This is a genomic window from Haloarchaeobius baliensis (genome assembly GCF_052060055.1).
GTDB lineage: Archaea > Halobacteriota > Halobacteria > Halobacteriales > Natrialbaceae > Haloarchaeobius > Haloarchaeobius baliensis.
Genome location: NZ_JBPPFR010000001.1, coordinates 520,612 through 546,394 on the forward strand (window position 1 = coordinate 520,612; position 25,783 = coordinate 546,394).

Genomic DNA, 25,783 nt, shown 5'->3' on the forward strand with positions numbered 1-25,783 from the left:
GGTTGGTCTGGGACCGGCCGGCCGTATGAGCTCGATCCGCCGAGACGCCGACGAGACAGCCTCGTGAGTGACGCTCATCGGATTGCATCTCTGGACCTCGTGGGATGCGTGGGCGCCACCTGGAGGAGGTACGGAAGGGTTTCTCGGGGTCGACCTGCTTGGCGTCACCGATGAACTCGATGGTGCGCTGGGCGATGTCCTCGGTGAGGTGATCCCCTCCCTTGGGCCACCGGGGTTCCGATTCGTCGTCCGTGCGGCCAATACGGCCGTGAGACTGTTGCTGGGACATGGGCCTGAGTTGCAGGTGACTCCCGCCGGGAGCGACCGGATGCGTCCACCAGGACACGCCAGCAGACCGGACCATAGGATGGTCACCTCGAACAGAACTCGGCTCGTGGGGAGTATCCGCTCAGAGGGCTTTGTTATACTGTACCAATGAGGATCAATGCTCGGAGTACTGGACGGTATAAACGGGGCATGTTCGGAAGCCCGTCTTTCGCATATGGGGCCGGGGAATCGAGCTGACTACCGTCTGGCTCTGTCCGGTGTGTCATCGTGGTCGTGCTGGATACGCACCGTCCGTTCAGCACGACTCTTGAAATGTCTGGCCCGGGCCATTTCGTCTTCACCTGAAATCTTCGATTTCCGGTTAGCAGCCAGAACGCGGGGTGTTCTGGCTACAACACGAAAGAGTGCCCCGTGCTCTTTCGAACGACAGTGAGCCGTGAGAGTCGAGCAGGCAGGGGCTTGCTGGCTCTTCGTGGTCCCAGAAGTGTCGTTTCGATGGGAGCGTACGGATGCATCAGAGCGTGTCGAACCCCCGCCATCGACTGCGAGACGTTCTAGCACGCCGCATTGCACGGATGCGAACCCTTTTGGACGCCCGCGGCCTGAGCGGAGAGTGATGTCTCCGACGACCCACGACCGGAGGTGGTACCGATGACGACAGATCTGACCGAAATTACGGTGGTCGGAGGAGACAAGACCGGACTCATCGCACGCGTCACCTCGTTGCTGTTCGAACGCGGCATCAACATCGAGGACCTCGACCAGGCCGTCCGGGACGACATCTTCCGGATGACCCTGCACGCCGACACCTCGGAGATGGTGTGCAAGGAGAAGACGCTGCGAGACGACCTGCAGGACCTCGGCGACGAACTCGGCGTCGACGTGCAGGTGCGGTTCCCCGCCGACCGCGAGACCCAGCAGATCGCGGTGCTCGCGACGAAGGAGAGCCACTGCCTCGAACGGCTGTTCCAGGCGTGGGCCAGCGGCGACCTCGGCGCGGACATCTCCGTGGTCATCGCGAACCACGACGACCTCGAACCACTCGCCGAGAAGTACGACGTGCCGTTCCACGACGTCGGCGACGAGAAGGGCACACCCGACGAGGGCGAGATACTCGAGCTGCTGAGCGAGTACGACGCCGACCTCATCGTCCTCGCGCGGTACATGCGCATCCTCAGCCCGGACGTGGTGTTCCGGTTCGAGGACCGTATCATCAACATCCACCCGAGCCTGCTGCCCGCCTTCCCGGGCGCGAAGGCGTACCGGCAGGCGCTGGAGGAGGGGGTCCGCATCGCGGGCGTCACCGCCCACTACGTGACGACGGACCTCGACCAGGGTCCGATCATCACCCAGCGGGCGTTCGACGTGCCCGACGACGCCGACATCGCGACGATGAAGGAGCGGGGGCAGCCGCTCGAAGCAGACGCGCTGCTCGAAGCCGTACGGCTGCACCTGAACGGCGACGTGTCCGTCCACCGCGGCCGGACGAAGCTGCGGGAGCAGAGCGAGCGCTACCAGCTCGGGCTCTCGAGAGAGGCCCGCGACGCGAACCCCGACCGTCCCGTCGACGGGCTCGGGGAGATCGTCGCCGGGTCGGCCGAGAACGGCGACTAATCCTTTTCGGCGCTTCGAATCGCGCTTGCGACCGACTCTGGGAGATACGCGTCTTCAACGTATCTCTCTACGCCCTCCTCGAATGCTTCGACCCTGATACCGCAGCGTTCGAACGTTCGTTTCAGGAACTTCGTCCCCCAGACGGCGGTTCCACCACGGGCTTCGACACGGGCGTACAGCGCACCATCGTTCGTCACGAGTCGCCCCGAAGTCGATTCTACAAGTGCAACGCAACACCAGTCTTGCACACTCAACTGTCCCTGCGCCCGAACGTCGAGTGCATCGAGGTCAGCTTTCTGAACGGTCATCCACGTCGGTGCGCCGTCGACTCCGTCGTGCGTTGATTCGAACTCCTCGCTCCAGACGCGTTTCGGAACGGCGAGTAGCGCGTCGTCTGTCCAGAATGAGAGCGAGTCGAACCACCCTGCCTCGTACGCGCCGGACAGGACGTTGTTGTCGAGAACGATGACCTCACGTGTCATCCAGTACGCTCCCTTCGAGATCCTCGGCGTTTGTCGGGCCGTAGCGTGGATCCACACCGTGTTTGCCGAGTTCTGATTCGAAGGCGTCGACCGACTGCCCGGCAAGTTCAGCACCACGGCTCACGGAGATGTCGAGCCGAGCGTACGCGACGACCGCACCGAGTCTGACCGCAGCTGTCAGTGCATCTTCCGTATCGATATCCATCTTCTGGGCCTCGGGCGGTCCGTCGATGATATTTCGGAGGCTGTAGCGACCCCTGACGATATCGACGGCCAGAGCTTTCACCCACTCTTCGTGTTCAACGTCATCGTACGCGCCCTGATGAATCCGTGCAAATAGAGCGAGAACCGTCGACACGGCAGTGCGAGCCGAATCCTTGTCTGGTGACTGGCCAAGAACGTCCAGCGCTAACCGGACGGTTTCGTATGCACTGCTGACGACCAGCACAGTGGTCGGGGTTCGACTGAAGAACACCCGTTCGATGGTGTCCTGTAACAGGGAATCAACTGGCTCCGCGAGTATCTCCGCCAACTGCTCAGCACCTAACTCGTCGAACTGTGGTCCCAGTGCATCGACCGGTCCGAGTTCGTCGACGATGTAGCTCCGAACGCTCTCGGCTGACTCGGTGAAGCGGGTTTCGGCCGGCAGTTCGAGTACCTCGTCGGCGAGACCGGAAGCGAAACTCGGCGGGTCTTCGACGACAAGCTTGAGCGTTGCCTCTATCGCCCCGAACTGGGTGTGGAACTGGCGCAGTGGAGCTTCTGGAGAGTCGTCTGGTCCCGCGGGGTTTTCCCCGCCGAGTGGAACGCCGGACATCTTCACCGGCACATTGGTCGTTCTAACTCAAATACCTCCGGGCGGCTATCCGTCCCATTCTTCGAGACAGTCGTCGTCGCAGAAGTGGCGATGCTCGACGTTGCCGTCCTCGACCCACGAGCGCACCCGGTGCTCGTCGCCGGTGACGGCCGCGCCACAGACAGCACAGGCGGGTGCGTCCTCGGGGTCCACGTCGCCGATGTCGGATGTGGGGTCGACCATGGTTCCCCTTCGCACGCCGAGAGGGTCAACAGTCCCGACGACGGCAATTCTTCGGTCGTCGCCGTCGCGGTCCGTCACTCGACCGCCTCCGCCGGGCCGTCGCGCACCCCGATCCCCTTCGAGGCGAGGTGGCGGACCTGCCGCTTCGCGAAGCCCTCCTCCCGGGTTCCACGGGTGGCGAGCACGTAGACGAGCGCGGTGCCCTCGGGCCGCATCGTCCGGCCGGCACGCTGTGCGCCCTGTCGACGCGACCCGCCGAGCCCGGAGGCGACGACGGCGAGTTCGGCGTCGGGCAGGTCGATGCCCTCGTCGCCGACGCGGGAGACGACGAGCGTCCGGCGGTCGCCGCGGCGGAACTCGGCGAACAGCTCCCGGCGGCGGGCGTGGGGCGTCTCGCCGGAGATGAACGGCGCGTCCAGCGCTTCGGCGAGCTGCTCGCCGTGGTCGAGGTACTCGACGAAGACGAGCGCCTTCTTGTCGGGGTTCTCGGCGAGGAGGTGCTGGGTCTCGGTGACCTTCGCGGGGTTCATCGCGGCGAGCTGGCGACGGTGGTGGCCGGGGTCGGCGCTGGCGTGCTCGCTCTGCTTCTCGTCGTCGGTCCACGGGACGTAGCGGATGTGGACCTCGGGCTCCTGCACGTAGCCCGCCTCGAACAGGGCGTCCCAGTCGGTGCCGATGGGCGGGCCGATGAGCGTGAAGATGTCCTCCTCGCGGTCGTCCTCCCGCACCGGCGTCGCGGTGAGTCCGAGGCGGTGTTTGGACTGGAGGTCGGCGGTCCGACGGCGCACGTCCGAGGGGATGTGCTGGCACTCGTCGTAGACGACGAGGCCCCACTCGCGCGAGTCGAACAGGCTCCGATGGCGGTCCATCCCGGCGATCTGGTAGGTGGCGACCGTGACCGGCCGGACGTCCTTCGTGCCGCCGTGGTACTCGCCGACCTGCTCGGGCGTGAGCGAGGTGTGGGTCAGGATCTCGTCGCGCCACTGCCCGGCGAGCTCGCGAGACGGCACCAGAATCAGCGTCTCGCCCTCGATCTCGCTCATCACGCCCATCGCGGCGACGGTCTTCCCGCTGCCGGGCGGGCCGACCATCACCCCCGACTTCGCCTCGACGAAGCGGTCGACCCACGACTGCTGGTAGTCACGCAGGACGAGCCCGAGCTCCATCGGCAGCTCGTCGCCGCCCTCGAGGTCGCGCTCGTCCTGCACCGGGTAGCCCGCCTCGTACAGGTGGCGCTTCACCGGGGCGATCTGCTCCGCGGCGACCCACGCGGTCACGTCGTCGATGGGGGCGCGGATGCAGTCCTCGGGCAGCTTCTCCAGCGCGACGTTGCCCATGAGGCTCTCGTTGGCGGCCTCGAGCACGACGTAGCCGTCCTCGTGCGTGCGGAGCACGAACTGGTTCGCGCGCTTCCACTGGTCCTCGACCCACGCCTCGAACTCCGGCGCGCGCTCGGGGAGCACCTGCCGCATCGTCCGTTCCAGCTTCTCGAACGTCTCGTAGGGTGCCTGCCAGATGTCCGCCTGACGCACCTCGTAGAGGTAGCCGCCCGAGCGCGTCGTGTCGACGAGGTGGGCGAACTGCGAGCACTGCGCCCGCGTGAACTGCTTGGGCTGGTCGACGACGAACTGCCGGCGCTCCGGGAAGAAGACGACCCGCTCGCGTTCGAGCATCGCGCCCCAGTCGCTCGGGTACCAGATGGTCGGCTCGACACCCGAATCGGTCCGCTCGACCGCACCCTGTGATTCCAGGTCCTCGAGCGCCTGTGTCGCCGCCTCCTGCGTGCAGTCGAGCCGGCGCGCGAGCTGTGCGGCCGTGATGACCGGTCGGCCCTGCGCGTCGAGCGCGTCGTAGAACTCGTCGACGTCGATGGAGTGGTCGGCGTCGGTGTCCGCGGATTGCTCCTCTGTCACTGTCGGTCCCTAGAGCGTTCCGGGGGCAAGCGTGTTTCGAGTGCTGGACCGGGCCTGTCACGGAGTGACGCGCCACCCAGGAGTTTAGGGTCGATGGCGGGAGAGTCGTCGTATGGAACTCGTCGAAGCCACCGCCGACGACCTCGACGCGCTCGTGGCCCGCTGGTACGCCCTGGCTGAGGCGATGGAGCCCCACGACGAACTGAACGAACTCGTCTACGCGGACGTCGAGGAGGTGCCGGAGGATGGGTTCCGGGCCCACCTCGAGGACGAGGATATCACCGACTACCTCGTCGTCCACGAGGGCGAGACCGTCGGCTTCGTCACGCTCCGCGTGGGCCAGCATCCGTCACGGGAGTACTCGCAGTACTGCCGCATCGTGAACCTCGCCATCGACGAGGGCCACCGGAACCGGGGCCACGGCGCGGCCGTCGTCGACCGCGTGCGGGAGCTGGCTCGCGACCTGGGCTGTGACCACCTCAAGGTCTCCTGCGAGTGGGAGAACGAGGGTGCGCGACGCTTCTACCGCGACACGGGGTTCCGGGAGAAGCAGGTCGACTTCGCGCAGCCGCTGGAGTAGTGTGCAGAACAGCGAGCCGACTCAGAGCCGACTGACGGCGCCGATGGCCGAGTCCAGCGGCGGGGCGTCGAACAGTTCGAGGCCGGTGTAGGCGTTCGCGCCGGCGGTGTAGAGCTCGCTGGCGACGGCGAGCACGTCGTCGTCCAGCGGTTCGGGCTGGACCTCGCAGAGCGACCTCCAGTCGGCGACGTTCTCGGCCTTCGCGCGCTCCTTGGCCTCGGTGACCGCGGCGACCCAGTCGGGCTGGGTGCGCTTGTGGTACTGCCGGATGACCTCCTTGGAGATCTGGGTACCCTCGTAGCTGAAGCGGTTCTCGTCGAACGTCCCGACCACGTCCGCGACGCGGATCTCGCCGTCGAAGTAGAGGCACTCGATCTTCCCGTCCTCGTGGGTCAGGCCGCCCGTTTTGGCCTGTTCGGTGATCACGCGGTTGACCTCGCGGGCGGTCCGTTCGAGCGCGTCGATGTCGGCACGGCCGGCGATGTCGTCGGCCTCGGAGCGCGAGAGGTAGCGGTCGGACTCCTCGAACTTCGTGGAGAACTCGACGATGGGCTCGTCGAGGTCGACGACCCCCTCGGGCCACTCCTCGTGGTCGAGGCCGTGGTCCGCGGGGTCGGTCCGGCTGCGCAGGCTGGAGCCGACCGGCACGCGGTTCCGGAAGACGATCTCCAGGGGGACGAGGTAGTTCGAGCCGGCCTCGGCGTGGAACGACTCGTAGTCGTAGTCCCGCCCCTCGTGGGGCAGGTCCGGCACCTGGGTGAGGTCGATGGCCATCTCCCAGGGCGGCTGGTCGGCCTCCCGCAGTGCGACCGTGTCGCCGTTGCGGACGACGCCCCGGTAGTGCGTCGGGATGCCCTGCTCTTCCAGCAGCTCGAAGTTGAACGCACCCATCGAGCAGAGCGACGCGCCCTTGTTCGCGATGGTGTCGGGCATCTTCCCCCAGTCGAAGACGGAGTAGTCGTCGGTGAAGACGAACGCGCCACGGCCCAGCTCGTCGGCGGTCGCCGGCTCCTCGATGCGGAACTCCTTGACGCTCGTCACGGACGCTCCCCCCGCAGGCGAGTACTCATACTCGAACGGGCGAAGCCGTCACTAAAGAAGGTTTCACTACGTGCCGAGGGTCACCGGACGGGAGCGACGATGTTCCCGAACCAACCGAGTGGCGCGCGGTCGTGCTGCGTGTCGAGCCTGCGAGACGCGCAGCACTCACTCGTGCGAGGGACGAGGAGCGCAGCGCCAGCGAGCACCGCAGGAGGCTGGGGAGGTTCGAGGGCGGTTGCGGTGGTGTGCGGGGTGGGACTGAAAGGGGCGAGCCACTGGAGGAAGGCGGACGACGCAAGCACCGCAGGCACGAGGAGCGCAGCGAGTCCTCCGACTCCAGCGGCTCGGGGCTTTCGAGATGGTCGGAGTTCTTTCGGAACCCACGAAGTATCCTAATCCAAACACGATTAACGGCCGGTTCCACTACCCTTTTGGGAGTCAAACTCGACTCCAACACAATGGCCGACTCGTCCGAGCACGCTGCGGCGGATTTGCCCACGGACGGCTTCGACTACGAGCACGTTCCCGACACCGACCAGTCGTTCGAGAACGCACTCGCGAAGGCACGGAGCGGGGAGCGACTCACGGTCGCGGACGGCATCGAGCTCATCACGACCGGCACCGACGTCGACGGCGTCGACCAGTCCCGCAAGGAGCTGGTGCTCGAAGCCGCCGACCGTCGTCGCGCCGAGGTCGTCGGCGACGAGGTGACGTTCGTCGCGAACCTGAACAACAACGTCACGACGGCGTGCAACACGGGCTGTCTGTTCTGCAACTTCAAGGACACCGCGCACGCGTTCGAGGCCGACAGCGACGTCGAGCACGCGGGCTTCACGAAGACACCCGATGAGTCCCGCGAGGTCGTCGCGTCGATGCTCGACCGTGGCATCTACGAGGTCACCTCCGTCTCCGGTCTGCATCCGGCGTTCGCGCTGAACGAGGAGCACCACGAGATGCTCCGCGACTCGGACTGGAAGGAGACGAACTACAAGCCGCCCGAGCGGTACAGCACCGACCCCGGAACCTACGTCGAGCAGATGGAGGCCATGTCGGTCGGCGACGTCCACCTGCACTCGATGACGCCGGAGGAGGCGTACCACGCCCGCCGGGGGACCGACTGGAGCTACGAGGAGATCTACGGGGAACTGAAGGAGGCGGGCCTCGATTCGGTGCCGGGAACCGCCGCCGAGATTCTGGTCGACGAGGTGCGGGACGTCATCTGTCCCGGGAAGATCCGGACCGACGACTGGCTGGATGCGATGGAGGCCGCCGCGAACGTCGGGCTGGGGCTCACGGCGACCATCATGTACGGCCACGTCGAGAACGAGGCCCACCGGGTCATGCACCTCGACAGGGTCCGGAAGCTGCAGGAGCGCGTCGACGGCGCCATCACCGAGTTCGTCCCGCTCTCCTTCGTCCATCAGTCCACGCCGCTGTACGAGCACGGCGTCGTCGACGGCGGCGCGAGCACCGACGAGGACGAGCTGATGATCGCCGTCTCGCGGCTCTACCTCGACAACGTCGACCACCTGCAGTCCTCGTGGGTGAAGTACGGCGACGAGCAGGGACTGAAGATGCTCAACTGCGGCGCCGACGACTTCATGGGCACCATCCTCTCCGAGGAGATCACCAAGCGCGCTGGCGGCGAGTACGGCGAGTTCCGTTCGTTCGACCAGTACGTCGAGATGATCGAGGCCATCGGCCGCACGCCGGTCGAGCGCTCGACGGACTACGAGCAGCGCCGGGTCGTCGACGGCGACGCGCCGTTCGGTCCCGAACTCGGCCCGCGGGCCGACGGGACGCCGCTGCTCCGCGAGGACGAGGGTGCGAGAGCCGGCGACGACGGCATCGCGGCCGACGACTGAGCCGGACCGCATACTGTTTCACCCCGCTCGTTCTATCGCCACGCATGAACACGCTCGCGCCGGCCGACGGCGATGACCGCTACCGGCTCCCGCAGCACGCCCACATCGTCGTCTACGAGCGCGAGGGCGGCCGCGGGCTCCTCACGGTCTACGACTGCGGCGCGGCACAGAAACCGCCCACGGCGCAGCTGCTCGGCGAGCTGGGGAGCGTGCGGGCCGCCCACGAGGTGCAGTCGAACCCGACGGGCTACGTCGTGCGGATGCGCGAATCGTCGGTCATCGAGCGTCAGGGGGAGGGCCACTGGGTCGTCAGGGCGGCGGAGTGAGTTCGTGAGCCGCTTTCAGGGCCGCACGCGCCGGTTCCGCAGCAGCGTCCGGAGGTACTGTTCGCCACGAGCGGTGATGCTGTACGAGCCGTCGGTTCGGGCCCGCACGTAGCCCGCACACTGGAGGCGATGGCAGAGGTGGTCGACCGTCGTCGGGTCGGCGTCGACCGCGTTCGTGAGTTCGGCGATGGGCATGGCGGGGCCGGCGTCGAGCGCGTGGAGGATCGCGAGGTCGGGCGGGCTGTCGGTCGTCGTGGTTCCAGCGGCTACCGGGTGGTCGGGTGCGTGGGTCTCGTCCATCCAGTTCCGACCACGGGCGGATTCGGCAAGAAGCTCACTAGGAGGCGTATCGAGCGCTCACGAGCCGTCTATAGCTCGACCGTCGCACCGTCGAGGACGCGCCGGTAGCGTCGGCCCGCCGGGGTGTGGCCGGTGAGCGCGTCGCGGATGGGGTCGTCGAGCCAGCCGTCGCCCGGCGCTGGCTCGCCGTCGAACTCCTCGGAGCGCAGGTCTTCGGGGAGGTAGCGCTCGTACACCGGCAGGCGCTCGCGGAGGGGCACGCCCGCCTCGTCGGCGATGTCCCGCAGCTCGCGGAGGGCGGGCCACTCGTAGTCGGGGTTGATGTAGTCGTCAGTCACCGGCGAGACGCCGCCGAGGTCGTCGACGCCGCAGTCCAGCAGCTCCCGGGTGGGCGAGAGGTTCGGCGGCACCTGCACCGAGACCGCATCGGGGAGCACCCAGCGCGCCATGGCGACGACGCGGCGCATCGTCTCGACGCTCGGGCGCTCGAACCGCGAGCGCTCGTTCGGGACGACGTTCTGGACGATGACCTCCTGGACGTGGCCGTAGCGCTCGTGCAGCTCCCGGATGGCGAGCAGGCTCTCCGCGCGGTCGCGCCAGTCCTCGCCGATGCCGACGAGGATGCCCGTCGTGAACGGCACTTTCAGCTCGCCGGCGTTCCGGATGGTGTTGAGGCGCTGCCCCGGCGACTTGACGCGCCGGCCCGCGTGGGCGTCCACGTCGGCGGTCGTCTCCAGCATCACGCCCATGCTGGCGTTGTACGGCGCGACCATCGCCATCTGCTCTCGGGTCTGGTCGCCCGGGTTGGAGTGCGGGAGGATGCCCCGGTCCAGCGTGTGCGCACAGACCGCCCGGAGGTAGTCGTGGATGTCGTCGTACCCCCAGCGGTCGAGCTGGGCGTGGATCTCGTCGTAGCGGTCGTCGGGGTCGTCCCCGAACGTGAAGAGCGCCTCCGTACAGCCCGCGTCGATGCCCATGTCGAGCGTCTCGTTCACGTCGCCATCGTCCATCAGGGTCGCCTCGCCAGGCGGGTCGAAGAACGTGCAGTAGGTGCAGGTGTACCGGCAGGCGGTCGTCAGCGGCAGGAAGACGTTCCGGGCGAACGTCAACTCGTCCGCCGGCTCCACGTCGTCGGGGGTGACCGAGAGCGCGGCTTCGACCTCGCGCTCGTCGAACGACAGCGAGATACCGTACTCCTCGGCCCCCGGAATCATGCTCGGGGATGCGTGACGGACGGGCAAAAGGGTGTCTTCATCGGGCAGTACTGTCCGGTGACGCGATGGGTTCGTGACAGCCAATGGGGCGCGCGGCTGGCGAGCGTGCCGAGCGTAGCGAGGTCGCGAGCCATCCGCGCGAGGGATGAGCACCGGAGGGAGCGCTAGCGACTGAGGAGCGCAATCGGCTGGGGAGGTATGAGGTGCGGTGCGGTCGCGGTGGGTGGGACTGAAAGGGGCTGCTCGGTCGACGAACCCCGACGACGTGAGGACCGCAGGAACGAGGACCGCAACGAGTCGCGGGAGTCGAGCGAGCAGGGGCTTTCTGGCTGTTTGCAGTGTCTCGTGACTCTGACGCGCGAATCTATCGGCCGTCTACAACACTCGCTACTCGTATTCGGAGAAAGCCAAAAGGGAGGTGGTGGTGGTGGATTCGCGCGCAGAGGCCTCGCGCACTCTCACGGACGAGCCGTCCCCATATAGTGCCACGTACGGGCTCAGTCGTCGACTCGCACGGCGTTCACGCGGCCGTTTCCGCGCTCGATTCGAACCCCGTGGTCCGCGAGCCAGGTCGCGGCTCGGCCGTCGCCGTGGACGAGCACCTCGACGAGGTCGGCGCGCTCGTCGACGTCGGTGGCGAGGCGATGGGAGTCGACCACCGTCACCTCGGCCCCGACCGTACTCGCGGCCTCGCGGTGGTCGAGGTAGGACGCGCCGTGGAAGTCGGTTCGGAACCCGTCGTCACGGACGACGAGCGCGTTGGTCCCTGCGCCACGGCCCGGGGCGATGACGACGTCGCCGGTGGCCCCGAACAGCCGGTCGAGCACGGCCGGTGTCACGAGCGGGAGGTCCGCCATCACGACGGCGACGGGCCCGTCACCCTCCTCGAGGACGGCGTTCACGGCGGTCGTCAGCGACCGGTCGTCGACGCGGACGCTGGCGTCGACGTCGACGGGTGCGGTCGCGAGGACCGTCGGTGTCCCGCCCGCGCCGCGGACGGCGTCGAGCACGTCCGCGAGCATCGCCCGCGCGAATGCGGCACGCTCGTCGGCGTCGAGGACGCCGGCGAGACGGGTCTTCGGGTTCTCGGCCGCGAACGGGACGACGACACGCATGGCTGGGCGTCGCCGGTGAATCGCAAAGAACGTTCCGAACCGCTCAGCCGAGGCGGCTGTAGTCGTCCTGCTGCTGGCGGTACCAGTAGACGCCACCGCCGATGAGAGCGATGACGACCACGCCGACACCGGCGTAGAGGAGCAGCTGGTTGCGCTGCTCGGTCGACTCGGCGTTGTTCTTGGCCGTGCTGGCCTCCTCCTGTGCGCGGCTGGCGAGGTCCTGTGCGTTGCCGAAGTTCTCGCCCTCGTAGGCCGAGATGGCCGACTCGAGCGTGTCCTCGGCGGTCGAGGTGTCGCCGCCGGCCTCCTCCGCCGACGCGATGGCGTCCTCCGCCTCGCCGATGGCATCCCGTGCGGCCTGGCTCTCCGAGGTGAAGTGGTGGGCCTGCGTCGTCGCGATCTCGTTCGAGGTGCCGCCCTCGCGGACCTGCGTCAGCGACGCCACGGTGAACATCTCCTCGTCGGCGTAGGTGAAGTTCCCGACGCTGGGCACCGTGCCGGTCACCTCGACGGTGACCTGGTTGGCGTCGTTCGCCTCGGCGTCGATGTTCGTGTAGTTGAACGACTGCCCGTCGAAGGACTGGCTGTCGATCTGGTTCCCGGTGTCCGTGTCGGTGGTCGTCACCGTCCACGTCACGTCCTCCAGTTCGGTCTCACCGCGCAGCGTCCACGACGTGTAGTCGGGGTTCTGGTAGAGCTCCCCGAGCGTGACCGTCGCGCTGTAGTCTTCGCCGACCTGTCCTTCGTCCGGGACGTCCTCCTCGGTAACCTGCACGGCCACGGCTGTGCCGACCGCCGCGAACGCCAGCATGGCCACCGCTGCGAGGATCGCCCACCTAGAATAGCGGCTCGAGCTCATCCTCGTCATCTTCAACCAGGTTCTGTAAGTTATCTTCGCTTTCCTCTCGGATGGCCTCGATGTTGTCCTGCGCCTCGATGGCGACCTGCTGGAGCTCCTTGATGCGCGGGACGTTGTTCACGCCCGACAGGAGGATGCAGGACGCGACCTGGGGCTCGCGCAGCGGGTAGTCGCCGCCACGGACCTCCATGGAGCCGGTCTGCTCCTCGAGCCACTTCCGCCCGCGCTCTATCCCTTTCCGGTTGAGGTGCTCCGTGGGACCTGCCATGACGAGCAGGGCACGCTCCGCGCCCTCGATCTCACACGGCAGGGTGAGCCGTCCGAGTGCGGCCTTGCGGACGAGCGACGTGATGCGGTTGGTCGTGTGTGCGGTGTCGACCTGTTCGTCGTCGCCGCCGGTGAACCGTGAGAGGAGGCCGCCGTCGTCGGACAGCTCGACCCCTTCGGTCGCGTAGCCGACCGTCGAGATGCCGCCGCCGGCGAGCGTGTTGATGATCTCGGAGGAGTCGACGACCGACTCACCGACCTCGTCGCCCTGGCCGACCTCGCCGGCCCCGAACAGGACACCGAAGCGGCGGACGATCTCCTCGTTGATCTCCTCGTAGCCGCCCTCGACGGACTCGCCGGCCTGTCGCCAGGAGTCGTTGTCGAAGACGAGCAGGTTGTCTACCTCGCGGACGAACGTCTGGAACGACCGCGCGGCGTTCAGCGTGTAGATGCCACCCTCGTCGGACCCCGGCAGGACGCCCAGCCCGTACACCGGAATCGTATAGATCCGCTTGAGGTGCTTGGCGAGGACGGGTGCGCCACCGCTCCCCGTGCCGCCACCCATCCCGGCGACGACGAGGAACGCGTCGATCTCGTGTGTCGGTATCGAGTCGATGGCACCCTGGACCTCGTCGATGTCCTCCTCGGCGATCTCCGCGCCGAGCTCGTTGTCGGCGCCCACACCGTGCCCCTTGACGCGGGACTGTCCGATGAGGACGCGGTTCTCGTTCGGAATGTTCTCCAGACCCATCAGGTCGGCCTTGGCCGTGTTGACGGCGATCGCCGCACGGACGATACCGCTCCGTGTCCGTTCGTCGTAGTCGACGAATCGGTCGACGATCTTCCCGCCGGCCTGACCGAATCCAATCATCGCCAGTTTCATTTGAAAGGGGGCTCCGTTGGTTTGTCAAGAGAGGGATGAAGGATATAAGCCTTTGGATGGTCCCAGTCTCCGCCGTGTGTCATGTTCGCAAAAATAACCGTCCGATGGGCCTGCTATCGTCCGAATTAGCCGTTCGGTAATTCTCAATTATTCCGTGACATTACCCCCGTCTATTTAAACACGCCCCGAACTATCGATTTCCCGGTCAGGCGGTACCCTCCGCCGGGTTCTCGACGCCCAGGTACGTCGCGAGCGTCGTCAGCTCGTCGGGTTCGACGCCGAAGGCTGTGACGTCGTTCTCGGCGACCCTGTTGTCCTCCTTCAGCGAGCGGATCTGGTCGGGGCCGAACGGGAAGAACGGGGCCGCCCCGGCGACGGTCGCGCCGACCTTCGCCAGCGACAGGGGGATGGGGACGATGGTGAGGGACTTGCCCTCGGCGGCGTAGGCCAGCCTGGCCACGTCGGCGAGCGTGAGCACCTCCGGGCCGCCGATCTCGTACGCGTGGCCGTCGTGCTCGTCGTCCTCGACCGCGTCGGCCATCATCGGCACGAACTCCTCGATCCAGATGGGCTGGAACGGCGTCTTCCCGCCGCCGGGGAAGCCCGTGACGTACGGCGTCGTCAGCTTCTTCGTGAAGGAGACGAACTCGCCGCCATCCCCGAACACGACCGACGGCCGGAAGATGACCCAGTCGAGGTCTGAGGACCGGACGACGTCCTCGGCCTGCCCCTTCGTCCGGAGGTACGCAGTCGAGCCGTTCGGGTCCGCGCCCAGCGCGGACATCTGGACGAGCTTGCCGACGCCGTGCTCCTCGCAGGCGCGGACGACGTTCTCGGTGCCCTGCAGGTGGACAGTCTCGTGGCTCAGGTTCCCCTTCGGCTTGAACAGCGGCGACAGCGCGACGAGGTTGACCGCCACGTCCTGCCCCTCGAAGTGGGGCTCGATGGACTCGTATGCGCTCACGTCACCCATCGCCGTCTCGACGGTGTTCGGGAGGTCCGCGTCGTCGGGATCTCGCGCGAGGGCGGTCACCTCGTGGCCCCGGTCGGCGAGCTCTGTGCACAGTCGGCGCCCGATGAAGCCGGTCCCGCCCGCGACGATTACCTTCATAGCTCTAATATTGGTCAGGAATCAGGATAAAGGCTCGCTTCGGAGTCACGTTAACCGTCTATTTCGCCACCGGAATCTTCCGAGGACGACCAGTAATATTACATTATCTGGTATTACAAATTGTTGAATACATGGTCCGCAGACGGACGGTCGCCGCGACGCTGTTCGGGTCCCTCTCGTTTCTCCCGGGTTGCCTCGGCCTGGGCAACTCCGGCGACGGCAAACACGCGATAGTCGTCATAAACGAGTGCGACTGCCAGCGAACGGTGAGCGTCGATATCGACCGGGTCGAGGGCGGAGAATCAATCGTTGACGAGCGCGTCACGCTCGGTCCAGGAGAGCAACAACGGTACGACCTCGACCTGTCGGACGACTACACGGTCCGGGTCACCACGGGAGAACTCGAACGGGAGATCGAGATTACTCCCGTGGACGACGCGACCATCGAGTTCACCGTCGGGGAAGACGAGATCACCGTCTCGACCAGCATGCCGTAGGGGCTGTCCCACACGAGCCACTCCGACAGACAGATACGGCACCCCGAAGAAGCACCGGGCATGCTCGTCACGCTGGAGGGACTCGACGGCAGCGGGAAGACGACGGTGTGGGAGGCGCTGCACGACACCTACCCCGACGCGACGTTCACCCGCGAGCCGACCGAGTCCTGGTACGGCGAGGCCGTCGACCGTGCCATCGCCGACGACGACGCCGACCCGCTGGCCGAACTGTTCCTCTTCATCGCCGACCACGCCGACCACCTCTCGCGGGTCGTCCGGCCCGCACTGGCCGACGGCGACCTCGTCATCTCCGACCGGTACTCCGACTCGCGCTACGCCTACCAGGGCGCGACGCTGGAGGGCGAGATCAAGCGTCCGATGGAGTACATCCGCGGCGTCCACCAGCCGTTCACACAGCCGCCGGACGTCACCATCTATCTCGATGTCGACCCCAGAACTGCCATGCAGCGCTCGGGCGCGACGAACAAGTTCGAGCAGTCGAAGTACCTCACCCAGGTGCGCCAGAACTACGAGCAGCTGATGGAGTGGCAGCCCGAGCGGTTCGTCCGTATCGACGCCACCCAGTCGCCGGAGGGCGTGCTCGACGACGTGGAGGGCGTGCTGGAACGGGTTCTCGAAGCGGAGTGACTACTCCCGCATCGTGTCCGGCAACTCGATCTCGTCCGGCGCCGGCATCCAGAAGAAGTCGACGCTGACGCCGAGGACGAGCGGGAGCGCGATGGACACCAGCAGCGCGAGGCTCTGGGACCCCAGATTCGTGCCGAGACCCAGCACTCCGGAGATGACGAGCGTCATCGCGAGCAGCGCGACGGGCGTGAGCAGCACGACGTAGATGACCGACCCCCAGTCGGTGTCCAGTCGCTGGCGGAAGAACCGGGTGGAGACGGCTGCGATGGCGGTGTTGACCGTGACGAGGACCAGCAGGCCGATGACGCCGACCAGTGAGACCATATCCACCCTAGGGACGGCAGGACCTTTGACGTATCGGAACGGCTTTCAACCGCGCTGAGTTTGCAACCATCATGCATCGAGTCATCGGAGAACGGGACGTCGAGGAGACACCGTTCTCGCCCGAACAGGCCCGGACGCTCTACCGAGACATGGTCCGGGCACGCCGGTTCGACGAGCGTGCGCTGGCGCTCCAGCGCCGCGGCTGGATGAGCGGCTACCCGCCGTTCAAGGGTCAGGAGGCGTCGCAGGTCGGCGCCGCACACGCCATGGCGGAGTCGGACTGGCTGTTCCCGACGTATCGCTCGAACGCGATGCAGATCGCCCGCGGGGTCCCGATGAGCGACCTGCTGCTGTTCCGACGTGGCCGCGCGGAGTACGACTCGGGCCACACGCTCCCGGTGTTCCCCCAGGCGGTCCCCATCGCGACGCAGATCCCCCACGCGACCGGCGCGGGGATGGCGATGAACTACCGCGACGACGACGGCGCTGTCGTCTGCTACTTCGGCGACGGTGCGACGAGCGAGGGTGACTTCCACGAGGGCCTGAACTTCGCCGGCGTGTTCGAGACGCCGACCGTGTTCTTCTGCGAGAACAACAACTGGGCCATCTCGCTCCCCCGCGACCGCCAGACCGCCGCAGCATCAATCGCCGACCGCGCGGAGGCCTACGGCTTCTCCGGCGGCCAGGTCGACGGGAACGACCCGCTCGCCGTGCTGGAGTTCGTCGGCAGCGCGCTGGAGTCCGCCCGCGACGGCGAGCCCGTGCTCGTCGAGAGCATGACCTACCGACAGGGCGCACACACCACCAGCGACGACCCGTCGCGCTACCGCGACGAGGAGTCCGAGCTACCGGAGTGGCGGACCCGCGACCCGATGGAGCGCTACGAGGAGTACCTCCGCGACCAGGGACTCATCAACGACGAGTACGTCGAGACCATCCACGAGGAGGCCGACGAGGAGCTGGCCGACGCCGTCGACCGCGCCGAGGCGAAGGAGCCGGCCGAGCCCGAGGAGGTTTTCGACTCCGTCTACGCCGAGCTACCGCCGCGGCTCCGGAAGCAGCGCGAGGAGGCGCTCTCGTTCGCCGAGGAGCACGACGTGCAGGAACTGGAGCACTGACCGACTCGCTGCTCCTGCCCCCCAGACGCCGTTACTGGACGAGGTTGCTGTCGGTCAGGCACTTCGAACCGGCTTCGACGCCCCAGGACCGGGTGGCAGGAGCCCCTGGGCAACAGTTTTCACTCGATGGCTATTCCCATCGGATATGGAACAGTCCCCGCTACCGGTGATACTGCTCGTGTTCTTCTGCATTACTGCAGGATGCTTCACGCCGAGCAACGCCGGTACAGAGGAGCCGACCCACTATCAACTGGGGGTAGTCACCGATGTTTCGGTCCCATCCAACGCCACCGTACTCTCGTGGAATGAATCAGCGCTGTCAGACAACGAGACCCTGCAGGATGCTGTCGCTTCCGCGCTCGAGCTCGGAACGAATGCGAGCTTCGTATCCGAGAGCACGTACGACTCGCTCAGACAGCTGTTCCACGATGAGCCTCATCAGACACACGAGCTGAGAACCATCAACGGCTCGGTGATAACAGTGTACGTCCGATTCGGGGACGAGATACTCAAACTCCAACTGACACCGACGACCGGTGGATGATTCTCGAATGCGACACTTCGTGATTGGTCTGACGGTGGAGACCCACCGCTTCAGCATCTCTCGGGTCGCTCATGCCCCCGTCATATCTCACCGATAATCACGTGGGGCGGTGTTACTGCAGCGAGATGTAGGTCTTCGTGTCGGCGACGCCACCGAGCTTCTGCATCTCACCCGTCACCGTGTGCAACACGTCGTACACCTCGCCGGCGTCGACCTCCGTGATGATGTCGTAGTTGCCGGCGACGATGTGCGCCTCCGTCACCGCGTCGAGGCCGCGGATCGAATCGAGGAGTTCCTCAGACTTTCCGGCTGCGGTCTTCACCATGATGAACGCGTGAACCATTCGTGCTGTGGTACTATGTCTCATGGCAAAAACCTTCCCCCGGCACCGGGACCGTCGCCAGGGTAAGTTATTCAAGGTGGGTGAGCGTATGCTGTGATATGCGGTTCGTTATCATAGGCGCTGGTCGAGTTGGACTGCGCACGGCGCGCGTGCTCAGAGACGAGGGACACGACGTGACGCTCGTCGAGCGCGACGAACGGAAGATCAAGCGTGCACGCGAACAGGACTTCACAGTCGTCGAGGGCGATGGCTCCCGGGAGGACAAGCTGGAGGAGGCGGGGATCGCCGAGGCCGACGCCGTCGGCGCACTGACCGGTGACCTGAACACGAACTTCGCGGCGTGTATGATCGCCGACCACAACGGTGCCCGCACCGTCATGCGCATCGACGAGGACTACCGCGAGGACATCTACCGGAAGTACGCCGACGCGGTCGACGAGATCGTCTACCCCGAGCGGCTGGGGGCCATCGGCGCGAAGAACGCGCTCCTCGGTGGCGACATCCACGCCATCGCCGACATCGCCCAGAACCTCCAGCTGGTCGAGCTCACCGCGACGGAGGAGTCGCCGATGCGTGGCTACTCGCTCTCGGAGGTCGAGCTCCCGGCCGACGCGACCATCATCGCGTTCGGGAAGGCGGAGGGTTCGCTCATGATTCCGGACCCCGACGAGTCGCTCGAACTGGGTGACCGCGTGGTCGTCCTCGCCGACTTCGACGTGCTCGCGGACGTGCGTCAGCTCATCGTCGGTGACGCCAGCCGGGCCGCAGCCGCAGGAGGTGTCTGACCGTGGTCACAGCGTACATCATGATCAAGGCGAACACGGGCGAGGCGGACAGGCTGAAGGAGAGCATCGAGGCCAGCGAGGGCGTCGACCACGCGTACATAGTCGCCGGCGACGTCGACATCATCGCGAAGGTGACCGTCGACTCGCCGGGTGCCGTCAAGGACATCGCGGCGTCGAAGATCCAGGGTATCCGCGGCGTCGAGGACACACAGACCTACATCGCGATGGACTGAGCGGTGGTCACCAGCCACCGCCCCCACCGTTCGTCGCGGTCGTGAGCAGACTGGCGGCCGGTTCTTCGTAGTCGTATCCCGGAATCAACCCCTGTACGTACGTCCCTTCCACGAACTCGGCGAGCACCTTCGCGTCCTCGACGCCGGTCTTCGCCCGTCCGGAGCGATAGCTGAACGTCACGACGGCCGTCTGGCCGTGGCGCGCCACCGTCGGCTCCTCGTGGTCGACGGTCTTCGTCGGGTCGAACGAGTCCTCCAGGCGGAGCGCCAGGGTGTCGTACCAGCCATCCTCGACGACGGGCGGGACCGTCTCGCCGGCGACGACGGCGTCGAGCGTCGGCAGCCGCACCGTCACCTCGAAGGCAGGCCTGTCCTCCTCGGTGCTCGTCGCGGTCGCTCGCACGTCGAACGGGGTGGTCGTCAGGTCGTAGCCGTCGTCCTCCTGGACGAACGCGTCGTGGCGCTCGAAGGCGCGCTCGGCCGAGTCGGGTGTCATGACCGCCGCTAGGCCGTCGGAAAGGATGGAAGTTGCGTTCTGTACCGGTACGGCGCGTTCAGCCGAGCAGGTAGCGCGTCCACGGATAGCGCTCGACCAGCGGCTGGCCGTCGACCTCGTACTGTTCGACCCGGGCGTCCAGCCCGAGGATGCGCCCCGCGCCGAAGGCGGCCACGGAGAGGAACACGAGCATGTACGCGAAGTCACCGTTGATGTAGCCGTGGGCGATGTCCCAGTTCCCGAGGTAGAACAGGAGCATCAGGAACGCGCCCCAGAACGCGGCCAGCCGCGTCATGAAGCCGACGATGAGCCCGAGCCCGATGAGCACCTCGCCCCACGGAACGGCGATGTTCACGAAGTCGACGAACCACGCTGTCTCGCCCATCGTGACGAACAGGTCCGCGACCGGGCTGCCGTTCGCTGTCGGCGCGTTCTGCAGGTAGCCGGCGGCGTTGAAGCTCCCGGATAGCACCTTGTCGACACCGCTCTGGAAGAACGCGATGCCCATCATCAGTCTGAGTGCCAGGATGAACCAGACACTCAACGAGTGCAGTTTGCCGGTCGCCGTGTATCCACCGAGCGTACTCTGGAGCCGAATCTCTTGGGTTGCCATGGTACGGGGAGACGTACCACCAGGTTGCTATTAAAAGTGTGCGCTGATAGCCTCGGTTACGTCGGCGAATCCTCCGCGTCCTCGTCGGCGTTCAGCACGCCCCGGACCGCCATCTCGACCTCGTCGAAGTTCGACAGGGTCAGCCCGTCTGTCGTGACGAACACGCCCTCCGTCTCCGTCGTCACCCGCACCAGGAAGCCGTTCTCGAACACGCGGATGGTGTACTCGTACTCCCCCAGCTCGGACTGCTGGTACGCCGCCTGCGTCGTCTTGAAGCCGCGCCACTCGTGGCCCACGAACGTCGTCAGGTCCGCGTCCCGCTCCAGGTCGCTCCGGAGGTACAGCTGCTCGAAGTCGTCGCGGGTGAAGTACGTCACCGACCGCAGACTGTCACCGATCGTCGTCCTGCACGCAGACACGATGCGGTCCGCCTGCCGTTCGGTCACCAGGCTTGTCATGGTCGTTGTCGTCCATCCATGGTCATAAGACCGCCGTTGTGCACAGGTCGCCGCCCGAACCACCGATAGTATGGTTCTGTGACCTGTCACCGACCGGTATATTTACGTGTGATACCACTGTATGCGTACGTGGTTCCTGAGCATTCGGGGGCCCGACTGACGAGACATCTGTCATGACCACAGGTCGCGTTGGTCGCGGTGGCTACCTTCGCCATGCCCGGTAGCCGCCTTCTGCGAGCCCGGTACAGCGGCCAGCGGCTGGCGTGGCTCGACGGCCCCTTGCTCCTCGACGCAGTCTCTTCGCGAGCGCCTCCGCAGACACGTCTCTCACGTTCGTTCGAGAAGTAGTGCGAGGGGCAGGATTCGAACTTCACTCGCTCCGCTCGTGCGTTCGAATCCTATGCTCGCAGACACGTCTCTCACGTTCGTTCGAGAAGTAGTGCGAGGGGCAGGATTCGAACCCGCGAACCCCTACGGGAGCGGATCTTAAGTCCGCCGCTTTTGGCCGCTCAGCCACCCTCGCGCGGTCGGGGATTCACCCGGCGGCTTCAAGACGATTTCGCTTACCAGTCCACGCTGAGGGTGCCGTCGCCGTTCGGGTCGGGCGCGATCTCCTCGTCGGTGCGGCGGTCGACCACGTGGATGATGCCCCGGTCCTTCTTCGCGGGACAGACCTCGGCGGCGCGGACGTTGTGCTCGAGCTCGTCCTCGTCGAAGAAGTAGGTCTTCGGGCGGGCCAGCCCGGTATCGATGTCGAGGTCCCAGTTCGAGGACACCTCGGCGCACTTCCCGGCGCCGAAGCACTTGTTCGCCTCGAAGATGATCTTGTACGGCTTCTCCTCGACCGGTGGGGCGTCCGACTCGCCGATCTCGCTTGGCGTGTGGGCGTCCTCGGCGTCGCTCATGGTTCGTCCTCGGGGGCGGGCCGACTTTCGTGTGTCGGTTCGGGCGACTCAGTACGACCACACGGCGGCGAGGATGCCGGCGGTCTGGCCGATGCCCACGAGCGCGAACCCAAGCAGTGCGACGGGCCAGGTGGTCGAGAGCACCGGCGAGAGCAGGTACGCGCCGGCCCCGACCGCGCTCAGGGCGGCACCGATCTGGTAGACCCTGGGTGCGCGGTCGACCATCTCGCCGGTGTAGACGTACGCGGCGGCGGGCACGAGCATCCAGCCCGCGACCGCGACCCTCGCGAGCGTGACGTTCACCGGGTCGGCGAAGACGGCGACCGTGCCGACGGCGTTCAACACGATGCCGACGAGCAGCACGACCTTCCAGGCGAGCAGCACGCCCTCCTGCATGTCGCGCCACGAGAGGACGGTGAACGCGACGAGCAGGATGTCCATCACGACCATGCCGATCCTGACGGCCTCGAGCCCCGCGAGTTCGACGTGGGCGGCGGCGGCGAACGTCCACGCGAGCGGGACCAGCAGTCCGGGGCCTGTCTCCCGGAGTCGTCGGAGCATGGCTACACCGACGCACGGTCGGACAAAGAACGTGACCCTCCCGGAACACGTCTCGTCTGCCGGGCGGTTCGCTCCGGTTACCCGGCCTAGCTGACGCATACTATTGCCAGCCCTGCACGGACCCGGCACATGGGCAGGTATCCAGTCCGGGGAACCGCGTGACGTCGCCTACGGTCCTCCCGCTCGACGACGACCGGGCGACCGACCCGGCGACGAGCGGCTCGAAGGCGGCGACGCTCGCCCGACTGCGACGTGCCGACCTGCCGGTGCCCGCCGGCTTCGTCGTCACGACAGAGACGTATCGGGAGATCGCCGACGACGAGGCGGTGCAGGAGGCCATCGAGGGGCTCGACGCGGCGGTCGCCGCGGGCGACGACGAGCGCCGGGACCGGGCCGCCGCCGAGGTTCGCGAGACGATCGAATCGCGTTCGCTCCCGGCCGGGGTCGTCGCGGCCATCGAGGCCCAGCTCGACGACGCACCCTACGCCGTCCGCTCCTCGGGGACCGCCGAGGACCTCCCGGAGACCTCCTTCGCCGGTCAGTACGAGACGGTCCTCGACGTGTCGGGCACCGACGAGGTGGTCGCGGCGGTCCGGACCTGCCTGGCCAGCCTGTTCACCGACCGGGCGGTCGCCTACCGGGCGCGCAACGACGTGCCGACCGCCGACGCCGCGATGGCCGTCGTCGTCCAGCGGTTCGTCGAGCCACGCGCCTCGGGCATCCTGTTCACCGCCGACCCGGTCACCGGCGACCGGACGGTCTCCGTCGTCGACGCCGGCCCCGGCCGCGGCGACACGCTGGTCTCTGGCGTGGAGACGGCGGACTCGGTCCGCGTCGACACCGAGACCGGCGAGGTGCTCGACTACCGGGTCGCCCCCGGCCGGGACGAACGCGTGCTCGACGACGATGCCGTCACGGCGCTGGTCGACCTCGGGGAGCGCGTCGCGGCCACCCTCGACGGCCCGCAGGACATCGAGTGGGCCATCGTCGGCGGCGACGCCGAGCCGGGCGAACTCGTGCTCCTGCAGGCCCGCCCCGTCACCGCCCTCCCCCCGATTCCGGAGCCCCGGCCCACCGACGACCGGCTCCACGTCTACTACAGCTTCGGCTACCGGCAGGGGATGCCCGAGGCGATGCCGCCGCTCGTCCTCGACGTCTGGCGGCGGCTCTCGGACCGCGCCGGGCAGCAGTACGGGCTCCGGAGCCGGCTCGCGGCGACCGCCGGCGGTCGGCTCTACATCGACCTCACGGCGTACCTGGGGCGTCCGTGGCTCCGCCGCCGGCTCATGTCGAACCTGCACGCCATCGACGAGCCCGCCGCGGGGGCGCTCTCGGTGCTGTTCGCCGAACGCGCCGACGACCTCCCCGAGTCCGGCTGGTCGCCGTCGGCGGTCCGCCGGGGGCTCGGCGTGCTCTCCGACGTCCTCCCCGCTGTCGGCCACATCCTCGGGCGGATGGCGTCCGCGTTCGTCACCCGGGAGCCCGACGCTGCGCCGGCTCGTGCCCGGGCGGTGTACGAGGCGCAGCTCCACGCCGCGACCGTTCGAATCCGCGGGGCCGACGGCCGCGCCGACAGGCTCCGCGCCACCGTCGGCGAGATCGAGCACTCGATCTCCTGGCTGCTCGACGGCTTCTACCCGTTCCTCTCGTCGATGGTCGCGGGTGCGGCGCTCCGCCGGCTCTGTCCCGGACAGGAGGAGACGATAGCGCGGCTCGCCACCGGCGTCGAGGACGACCCGGTGCGTCGGATGGGGCTCGAACTCGACGCGCTCGCCGACCTGGCACGGGCGGAGCCCGCGGTCGCGACGGCGCTCCGGGACGGTGCCTCGCTCGACGAGCTCGCGGCCGTCGACGGCGGCACCGAGTTCCGCGATGCGTTCGACGCGTTCCTCGACGAGTTCGGCTTCCGCGCCGCCGCCGAGATAGACTTCAGCCGACCGCGCTACCACGAGGATCCGTCGCTGCTGGTGAACACGCTCGCCAGCCGCATCGACGTCGACGAGCGGCGGGCGGACCGACCGGCGCGCCACGGTCACCTCGCCGACAGCGCCGCCCGGTCGCTCGTCGACGGCGCGAACCCCCTGGTCCGCCCGCTCGTTCGCCGGCTCGTCCGGGTGTACCGCGGCTACCTCGGCCTGCGAGAGTACCCGAAGTGGGCGCTCTCGCGGCTGCTCGACGAGCTCCGCCGGGAGGTGCTCGCGGCGGGCGAGACCCTCGTCGCGTCGGGCCACCTCGCCGAGGTCGACGACGTGTGGCTGCTCCGCCTCGACGAGCTGCTCGCCGCGCTGGACGACCCGGCAGCACTCTCGGACATCGACCTCGAAGAGCGCCGCCGCAGCGTCGCACACCACCGCCGGACCGCCGCACCCCGTATCGTCACCAGCGACGGCTACGTCCCGCGGGCCCGCCCCACCGACCGCCCGACGGAGGGGACGCTGACGGGCACGCCGGCTGCGCCGGGCGTCGTCGAGGGCGTGGTCCGCGTGGTGACCGACCCCGGGAGCCAGCGGCTCCGGCAGGGCGAGGTGCTCGTCGCCCCCTACACCGACCCCGGCTGGACGCCGCTCTTTCTGAACGCCGCGGCGGTCGTCACGGCGGTCGGCGGGCGACTCACGCACGGCTCGCTGGTGGCTCGCGAGTACGGGATTCCCGCGGTCGTCGCGGTCGAGGACGCGACGACGCGGCTGAGAACCGGCGAACGGGTCCGCGTCGACGGGACCCGCGGTGTGGTCGAACGGCTCGACTAGTTGACGTCGACGCCCTCGATGACGGCCTCCTCCTGGGGCTGGTCGCGGGGGCCGGTCGAGAGCGAGCCGATGGTCTCGACGACGTCCATGCCGTCGGTGACCTTGCCGAAGACGGCGTGCTTGCCGTCGAGGTGGGGCTGTGCGGCGAGCGTGATGAAGAACTGGCTGCCGTTCGTGTTCGGGCCGGAGTTCGCCATCGAGAGCACGCCCGGGCCGTCGTGGGAGAGCTCGTCGTCGAACTCGTCGTCGAACTGGTAGCCGGGGCCGCCGCGGCCGGTACCGGTCGGGTCGCCGCCCTGGATCATGAAGTCGGCGATGACGCGGTGGAACGGGACGCCGGCGTACAGCGAGTCGCCGCGTGTCTCGCCCGTCTCGGGGTCCTCCCACGTCGTCGTGCTCGGGGATGGGTCGTCGTTCGCGGCGGGGTCGTGCTCGGCGAGGTTGACGAAGTTCTCGACGGTCGTCGGGACGCGCTCGTCGTACAGCTCGATCTCGATGTCGCCGTGGTTCGTGCGGATGGTCGCTTGCGTGCTCATACCTCCACCCAGGAGCCGGCTCGGGAAAACCTTGTGGATACACGGAGCGGCCCGTCGGGGCCGGTCAGACGGCGAGCC

Annotated in this window: 30 protein-coding genes and 1 tRNA gene; 11 read left to right on the forward strand and 20 right to left on the reverse strand. The window is 67.3% G+C overall.

Annotation, left to right across the window (positions count from 1 at the left end):
• Window positions 1-939 precede the first annotated feature (939 nt).
• On the forward strand, window positions 940-1,902 hold the full coding sequence (locus ACSG06_RS02615; RefSeq protein WP_440988704.1) for a formyltetrahydrofolate deformylase: 963 nt from the start codon (window positions 940-942) through the stop codon (window positions 1,900-1,902).
• Here ACSG06_RS02615 and ACSG06_RS02620 read toward each other — a convergent pair.
• The 4 genes from ACSG06_RS02620 to ACSG06_RS02635 all read right to left on the reverse strand — a co-directional run bounded on the left by ACSG06_RS02620 (window position 1,899) and on the right by ACSG06_RS02635 (window position 5,336).
• Entirely contained in the window at window positions 1,899-2,384 is a 486-nt protein-coding gene (locus ACSG06_RS02620) for a hypothetical protein (protein WP_440988705.1), read from the reverse strand. The two genes, ACSG06_RS02615 and ACSG06_RS02620, sit on opposite strands and share 4 nt — an antisense overlap.
• A complete protein-coding gene (locus ACSG06_RS02625) occupies window positions 2,374-3,201 on the reverse strand; it encodes a hypothetical protein (RefSeq protein ID WP_440988706.1) in 828 nt (275 codons plus the stop codon). Before ACSG06_RS02625 ends, ACSG06_RS02620 begins: the two co-directional genes overlap by 11 nt.
• A gap of 45 nt (window positions 3,202-3,246) precedes the next feature.
• Window positions 3,247-3,423: a DUF7576 family protein gene (locus ACSG06_RS02630; RefSeq protein WP_440988707.1), complete on the reverse strand. Its 177-nt coding sequence runs from the start codon at window positions 3,421-3,423 to the stop codon at window positions 3,247-3,249.
• A 74-nt stretch (window positions 3,424-3,497) separates the two neighbouring features.
• Complete coding sequence (locus ACSG06_RS02635) at window positions 3,498-5,336, reverse strand: DEAD/DEAH box helicase (protein WP_440988708.1); 1,839 nt, start codon at window positions 5,334-5,336, stop codon at window positions 3,498-3,500.
• A 112-nt stretch (window positions 5,337-5,448) separates the two neighbouring features.
• Here ACSG06_RS02635 and ACSG06_RS02640 point away from each other — a divergent pair, with 112 nt between their 5' ends.
• On the forward strand, window positions 5,449-5,916 hold the full coding sequence (locus ACSG06_RS02640; RefSeq protein WP_440988709.1) for a GNAT family N-acetyltransferase: 468 nt from the start codon (window positions 5,449-5,451) through the stop codon (window positions 5,914-5,916).
• A gap of 21 nt (window positions 5,917-5,937) precedes the next feature.
• On the opposite strand, the gene ACSG06_RS02645 is transcribed toward ACSG06_RS02640, so the two are convergent.
• Window positions 5,938-6,957, reverse strand: coding sequence for a phosphoribosylaminoimidazolesuccinocarboxamide synthase (locus tag ACSG06_RS02645; protein WP_440988710.1), 1,020 nt, complete (start codon window positions 6,955-6,957; stop codon window positions 5,938-5,940).
• 458 nt (window positions 6,958-7,415) lie between these two features.
• Between ACSG06_RS02645 and cofH the strand changes: the two genes are divergently transcribed.
• Window positions 7,416-8,822 carry a 7,8-didemethyl-8-hydroxy-5-deazariboflavin synthase subunit CofH gene (gene cofH / locus ACSG06_RS02650; RefSeq protein WP_440988711.1) on the forward strand — a complete coding sequence of 469 codons (1,407 nt, stop codon included), beginning with the start codon at window positions 7,416-7,418 and terminating at the stop codon, window positions 8,820-8,822.
• Between the two features lie 44 nt (window positions 8,823-8,866).
• Entirely contained in the window at window positions 8,867-9,148 is a 282-nt protein-coding gene (locus tag ACSG06_RS02655) for a hypothetical protein (protein WP_440988712.1), read from the forward strand.
• 15 nt (window positions 9,149-9,163) lie between these two features.
• Here ACSG06_RS02655 and ACSG06_RS02660 read toward each other — a convergent pair whose 3' ends face one another.
• From ACSG06_RS02660 to ACSG06_RS02685, 6 genes are all read right to left on the reverse strand, one after another.
• A complete protein-coding gene (locus ACSG06_RS02660) occupies window positions 9,164-9,448 on the reverse strand; it encodes a winged helix DNA-binding protein (RefSeq protein WP_440988713.1) in 285 nt (94 codons plus the stop codon).
• Window positions 9,449-9,516: 68 nt separating this feature from the next.
• Window positions 9,517-10,662 carry a 7,8-didemethyl-8-hydroxy-5-deazariboflavin synthase subunit CofG gene (cofG, locus tag ACSG06_RS02665; protein WP_440988714.1) on the reverse strand — a complete coding sequence of 382 codons (1,146 nt, stop codon included), beginning with the start codon at window positions 10,660-10,662 and terminating at the stop codon, window positions 9,517-9,519.
• A 497-nt stretch (window positions 10,663-11,159) separates the two neighbouring features.
• Window positions 11,160-11,777, reverse strand: coding sequence for a 2-phospho-L-lactate guanylyltransferase (gene cofC, locus ACSG06_RS02670; protein ID WP_440988715.1), 618 nt, complete (start codon window positions 11,775-11,777; stop codon window positions 11,160-11,162).
• 43 nt (window positions 11,778-11,820) lie between these two features.
• On the reverse strand, window positions 11,821-12,636 hold the full coding sequence (locus ACSG06_RS02675) for a hypothetical protein (RefSeq protein WP_440988716.1): 816 nt from the start codon (window positions 12,634-12,636) through the stop codon (window positions 11,821-11,823).
• Window positions 12,614-13,786: a tubulin/FtsZ family protein gene (locus ACSG06_RS02680; RefSeq protein WP_440988717.1), complete on the reverse strand. Its 1,173-nt coding sequence runs from the start codon at window positions 13,784-13,786 to the stop codon at window positions 12,614-12,616. The genes ACSG06_RS02675 and ACSG06_RS02680 overlap by 23 nt, the downstream gene beginning before the upstream one ends.
• 205 nt (window positions 13,787-13,991) lie before the next feature.
• Window positions 13,992-14,897 carry a complex I NDUFA9 subunit family protein gene (locus ACSG06_RS02685; RefSeq protein WP_440988718.1) on the reverse strand — a complete coding sequence of 302 codons (906 nt, stop codon included), beginning with the start codon at window positions 14,895-14,897 and terminating at the stop codon, window positions 13,992-13,994.
• 266 nt (window positions 14,898-15,163) lie between these two features.
• Between ACSG06_RS02685 and ACSG06_RS02690 the strand changes: the two genes are divergently transcribed.
• Window positions 15,164-15,394, forward strand: coding sequence for a hypothetical protein (locus ACSG06_RS02690; RefSeq protein WP_440988719.1), 231 nt, complete (start codon window positions 15,164-15,166; stop codon window positions 15,392-15,394).
• A 60-nt stretch (window positions 15,395-15,454) separates the two neighbouring features.
• The gene (tmk, locus tag ACSG06_RS02695) at window positions 15,455-16,042 is read left to right on the forward strand and encodes a dTMP kinase (RefSeq protein WP_440988720.1); all 588 of its coding nucleotides are present in this window, start codon (window positions 15,455-15,457) and stop codon (window positions 16,040-16,042) included.
• Here tmk and ACSG06_RS02700 read toward each other — a convergent pair whose 3' ends face one another.
• Entirely contained in the window at window positions 16,043-16,366 is a 324-nt protein-coding gene (locus ACSG06_RS02700) for a DUF7991 family protein (RefSeq protein WP_440988721.1), read from the reverse strand. It abuts the gene before it with no gap.
• Between the two features lie 71 nt (window positions 16,367-16,437).
• Between ACSG06_RS02700 and pdhA the strand changes: the two genes are divergently transcribed.
• Both pdhA and ACSG06_RS02710 read left to right on the forward strand, forming a co-directional pair.
• Window positions 16,438-17,484 carry a pyruvate dehydrogenase (acetyl-transferring) E1 component subunit alpha gene (gene pdhA, locus ACSG06_RS02705; protein ID WP_440988722.1) on the forward strand — a complete coding sequence of 349 codons (1,047 nt, stop codon included), beginning with the start codon at window positions 16,438-16,440 and terminating at the stop codon, window positions 17,482-17,484.
• A gap of 145 nt (window positions 17,485-17,629) precedes the next feature.
• Window positions 17,630-18,028 carry a hypothetical protein gene (locus ACSG06_RS02710; RefSeq protein ID WP_440988723.1) on the forward strand — a complete coding sequence of 133 codons (399 nt, stop codon included), beginning with the start codon at window positions 17,630-17,632 and terminating at the stop codon, window positions 18,026-18,028.
• 112 nt (window positions 18,029-18,140) lie between these two features.
• Here ACSG06_RS02710 and ACSG06_RS02715 read toward each other — a convergent pair whose 3' ends face one another.
• A complete protein-coding gene (locus tag ACSG06_RS02715; RefSeq protein WP_440988724.1) occupies window positions 18,141-18,371 on the reverse strand; it encodes an Lrp/AsnC family transcriptional regulator in 231 nt (76 codons plus the stop codon).
• Window positions 18,372-18,469: 98 nt separating this feature from the next.
• On the opposite strand from ACSG06_RS02715, the gene ACSG06_RS02720 reads away from it, so the two are divergent.
• A complete protein-coding gene (locus tag ACSG06_RS02720) occupies window positions 18,470-19,156 on the forward strand; it encodes a potassium channel family protein (RefSeq protein ID WP_440988725.1) in 687 nt (228 codons plus the stop codon).
• A gap of 2 nt (window positions 19,157-19,158) precedes the next feature.
• Window positions 19,159-19,389, forward strand: coding sequence for an Lrp/AsnC family transcriptional regulator (locus ACSG06_RS02725; RefSeq protein WP_440988726.1), 231 nt, complete (start codon window positions 19,159-19,161; stop codon window positions 19,387-19,389).
• Between the two features lie 7 nt (window positions 19,390-19,396).
• On the opposite strand, the gene ACSG06_RS02730 is transcribed toward ACSG06_RS02725, so the two are convergent.
• The 6 genes from ACSG06_RS02730 to ACSG06_RS02755 all read right to left on the reverse strand — a co-directional run bounded on the left by ACSG06_RS02730 (window position 19,397) and on the right by ACSG06_RS02755 (window position 22,422).
• Window positions 19,397-19,885 carry a DUF5813 family protein gene (locus ACSG06_RS02730; RefSeq protein WP_440988727.1) on the reverse strand — a complete coding sequence of 163 codons (489 nt, stop codon included), beginning with the start codon at window positions 19,883-19,885 and terminating at the stop codon, window positions 19,397-19,399.
• A 58-nt stretch (window positions 19,886-19,943) separates the two neighbouring features.
• Window positions 19,944-20,498 carry a DoxX family protein gene (locus ACSG06_RS02735; protein WP_440988728.1) on the reverse strand — a complete coding sequence of 185 codons (555 nt, stop codon included), beginning with the start codon at window positions 20,496-20,498 and terminating at the stop codon, window positions 19,944-19,946.
• Between the two features lie 56 nt (window positions 20,499-20,554).
• Window positions 20,555-20,956 (reverse strand): DUF7522 family protein, encoded by a 402-nt coding sequence (locus ACSG06_RS02740; protein WP_440988729.1) that lies wholly within the window; start codon window positions 20,954-20,956, stop codon window positions 20,555-20,557.
• 440 nt (window positions 20,957-21,396) lie between these two features.
• Window positions 21,397-21,479: transfer RNA gene (locus ACSG06_RS02745), tRNA-Leu, on the reverse strand.
• Between the two features lie 40 nt (window positions 21,480-21,519).
• Entirely contained in the window at window positions 21,520-21,861 is a 342-nt protein-coding gene (locus tag ACSG06_RS02750) for a ferredoxin (RefSeq protein WP_440988730.1), read from the reverse strand.
• A 48-nt stretch (window positions 21,862-21,909) separates the two neighbouring features.
• Window positions 21,910-22,422 carry a hypothetical protein gene (locus ACSG06_RS02755; protein ID WP_440988731.1) on the reverse strand — a complete coding sequence of 171 codons (513 nt, stop codon included), beginning with the start codon at window positions 22,420-22,422 and terminating at the stop codon, window positions 21,910-21,912.
• 158 nt (window positions 22,423-22,580) lie between these two features.
• On the opposite strand from ACSG06_RS02755, the gene ACSG06_RS02760 reads away from it, so the two are divergent.
• A complete protein-coding gene (locus tag ACSG06_RS02760; protein ID WP_440988732.1) occupies window positions 22,581-25,169 on the forward strand; it encodes a PEP/pyruvate-binding domain-containing protein in 2,589 nt (862 codons plus the stop codon).
• On the opposite strand, the gene ACSG06_RS02765 is transcribed toward ACSG06_RS02760, so the two are convergent.
• Window positions 25,166-25,705, reverse strand: a complete 540-nt coding sequence (locus tag ACSG06_RS02765) for a peptidylprolyl isomerase (RefSeq protein WP_440988733.1) — start codon at window positions 25,703-25,705, stop codon at window positions 25,166-25,168. The genes ACSG06_RS02760 and ACSG06_RS02765 overlap by 4 nt on opposite strands.
• Window positions 25,706-25,783: the final 78 nt, after the last annotated feature.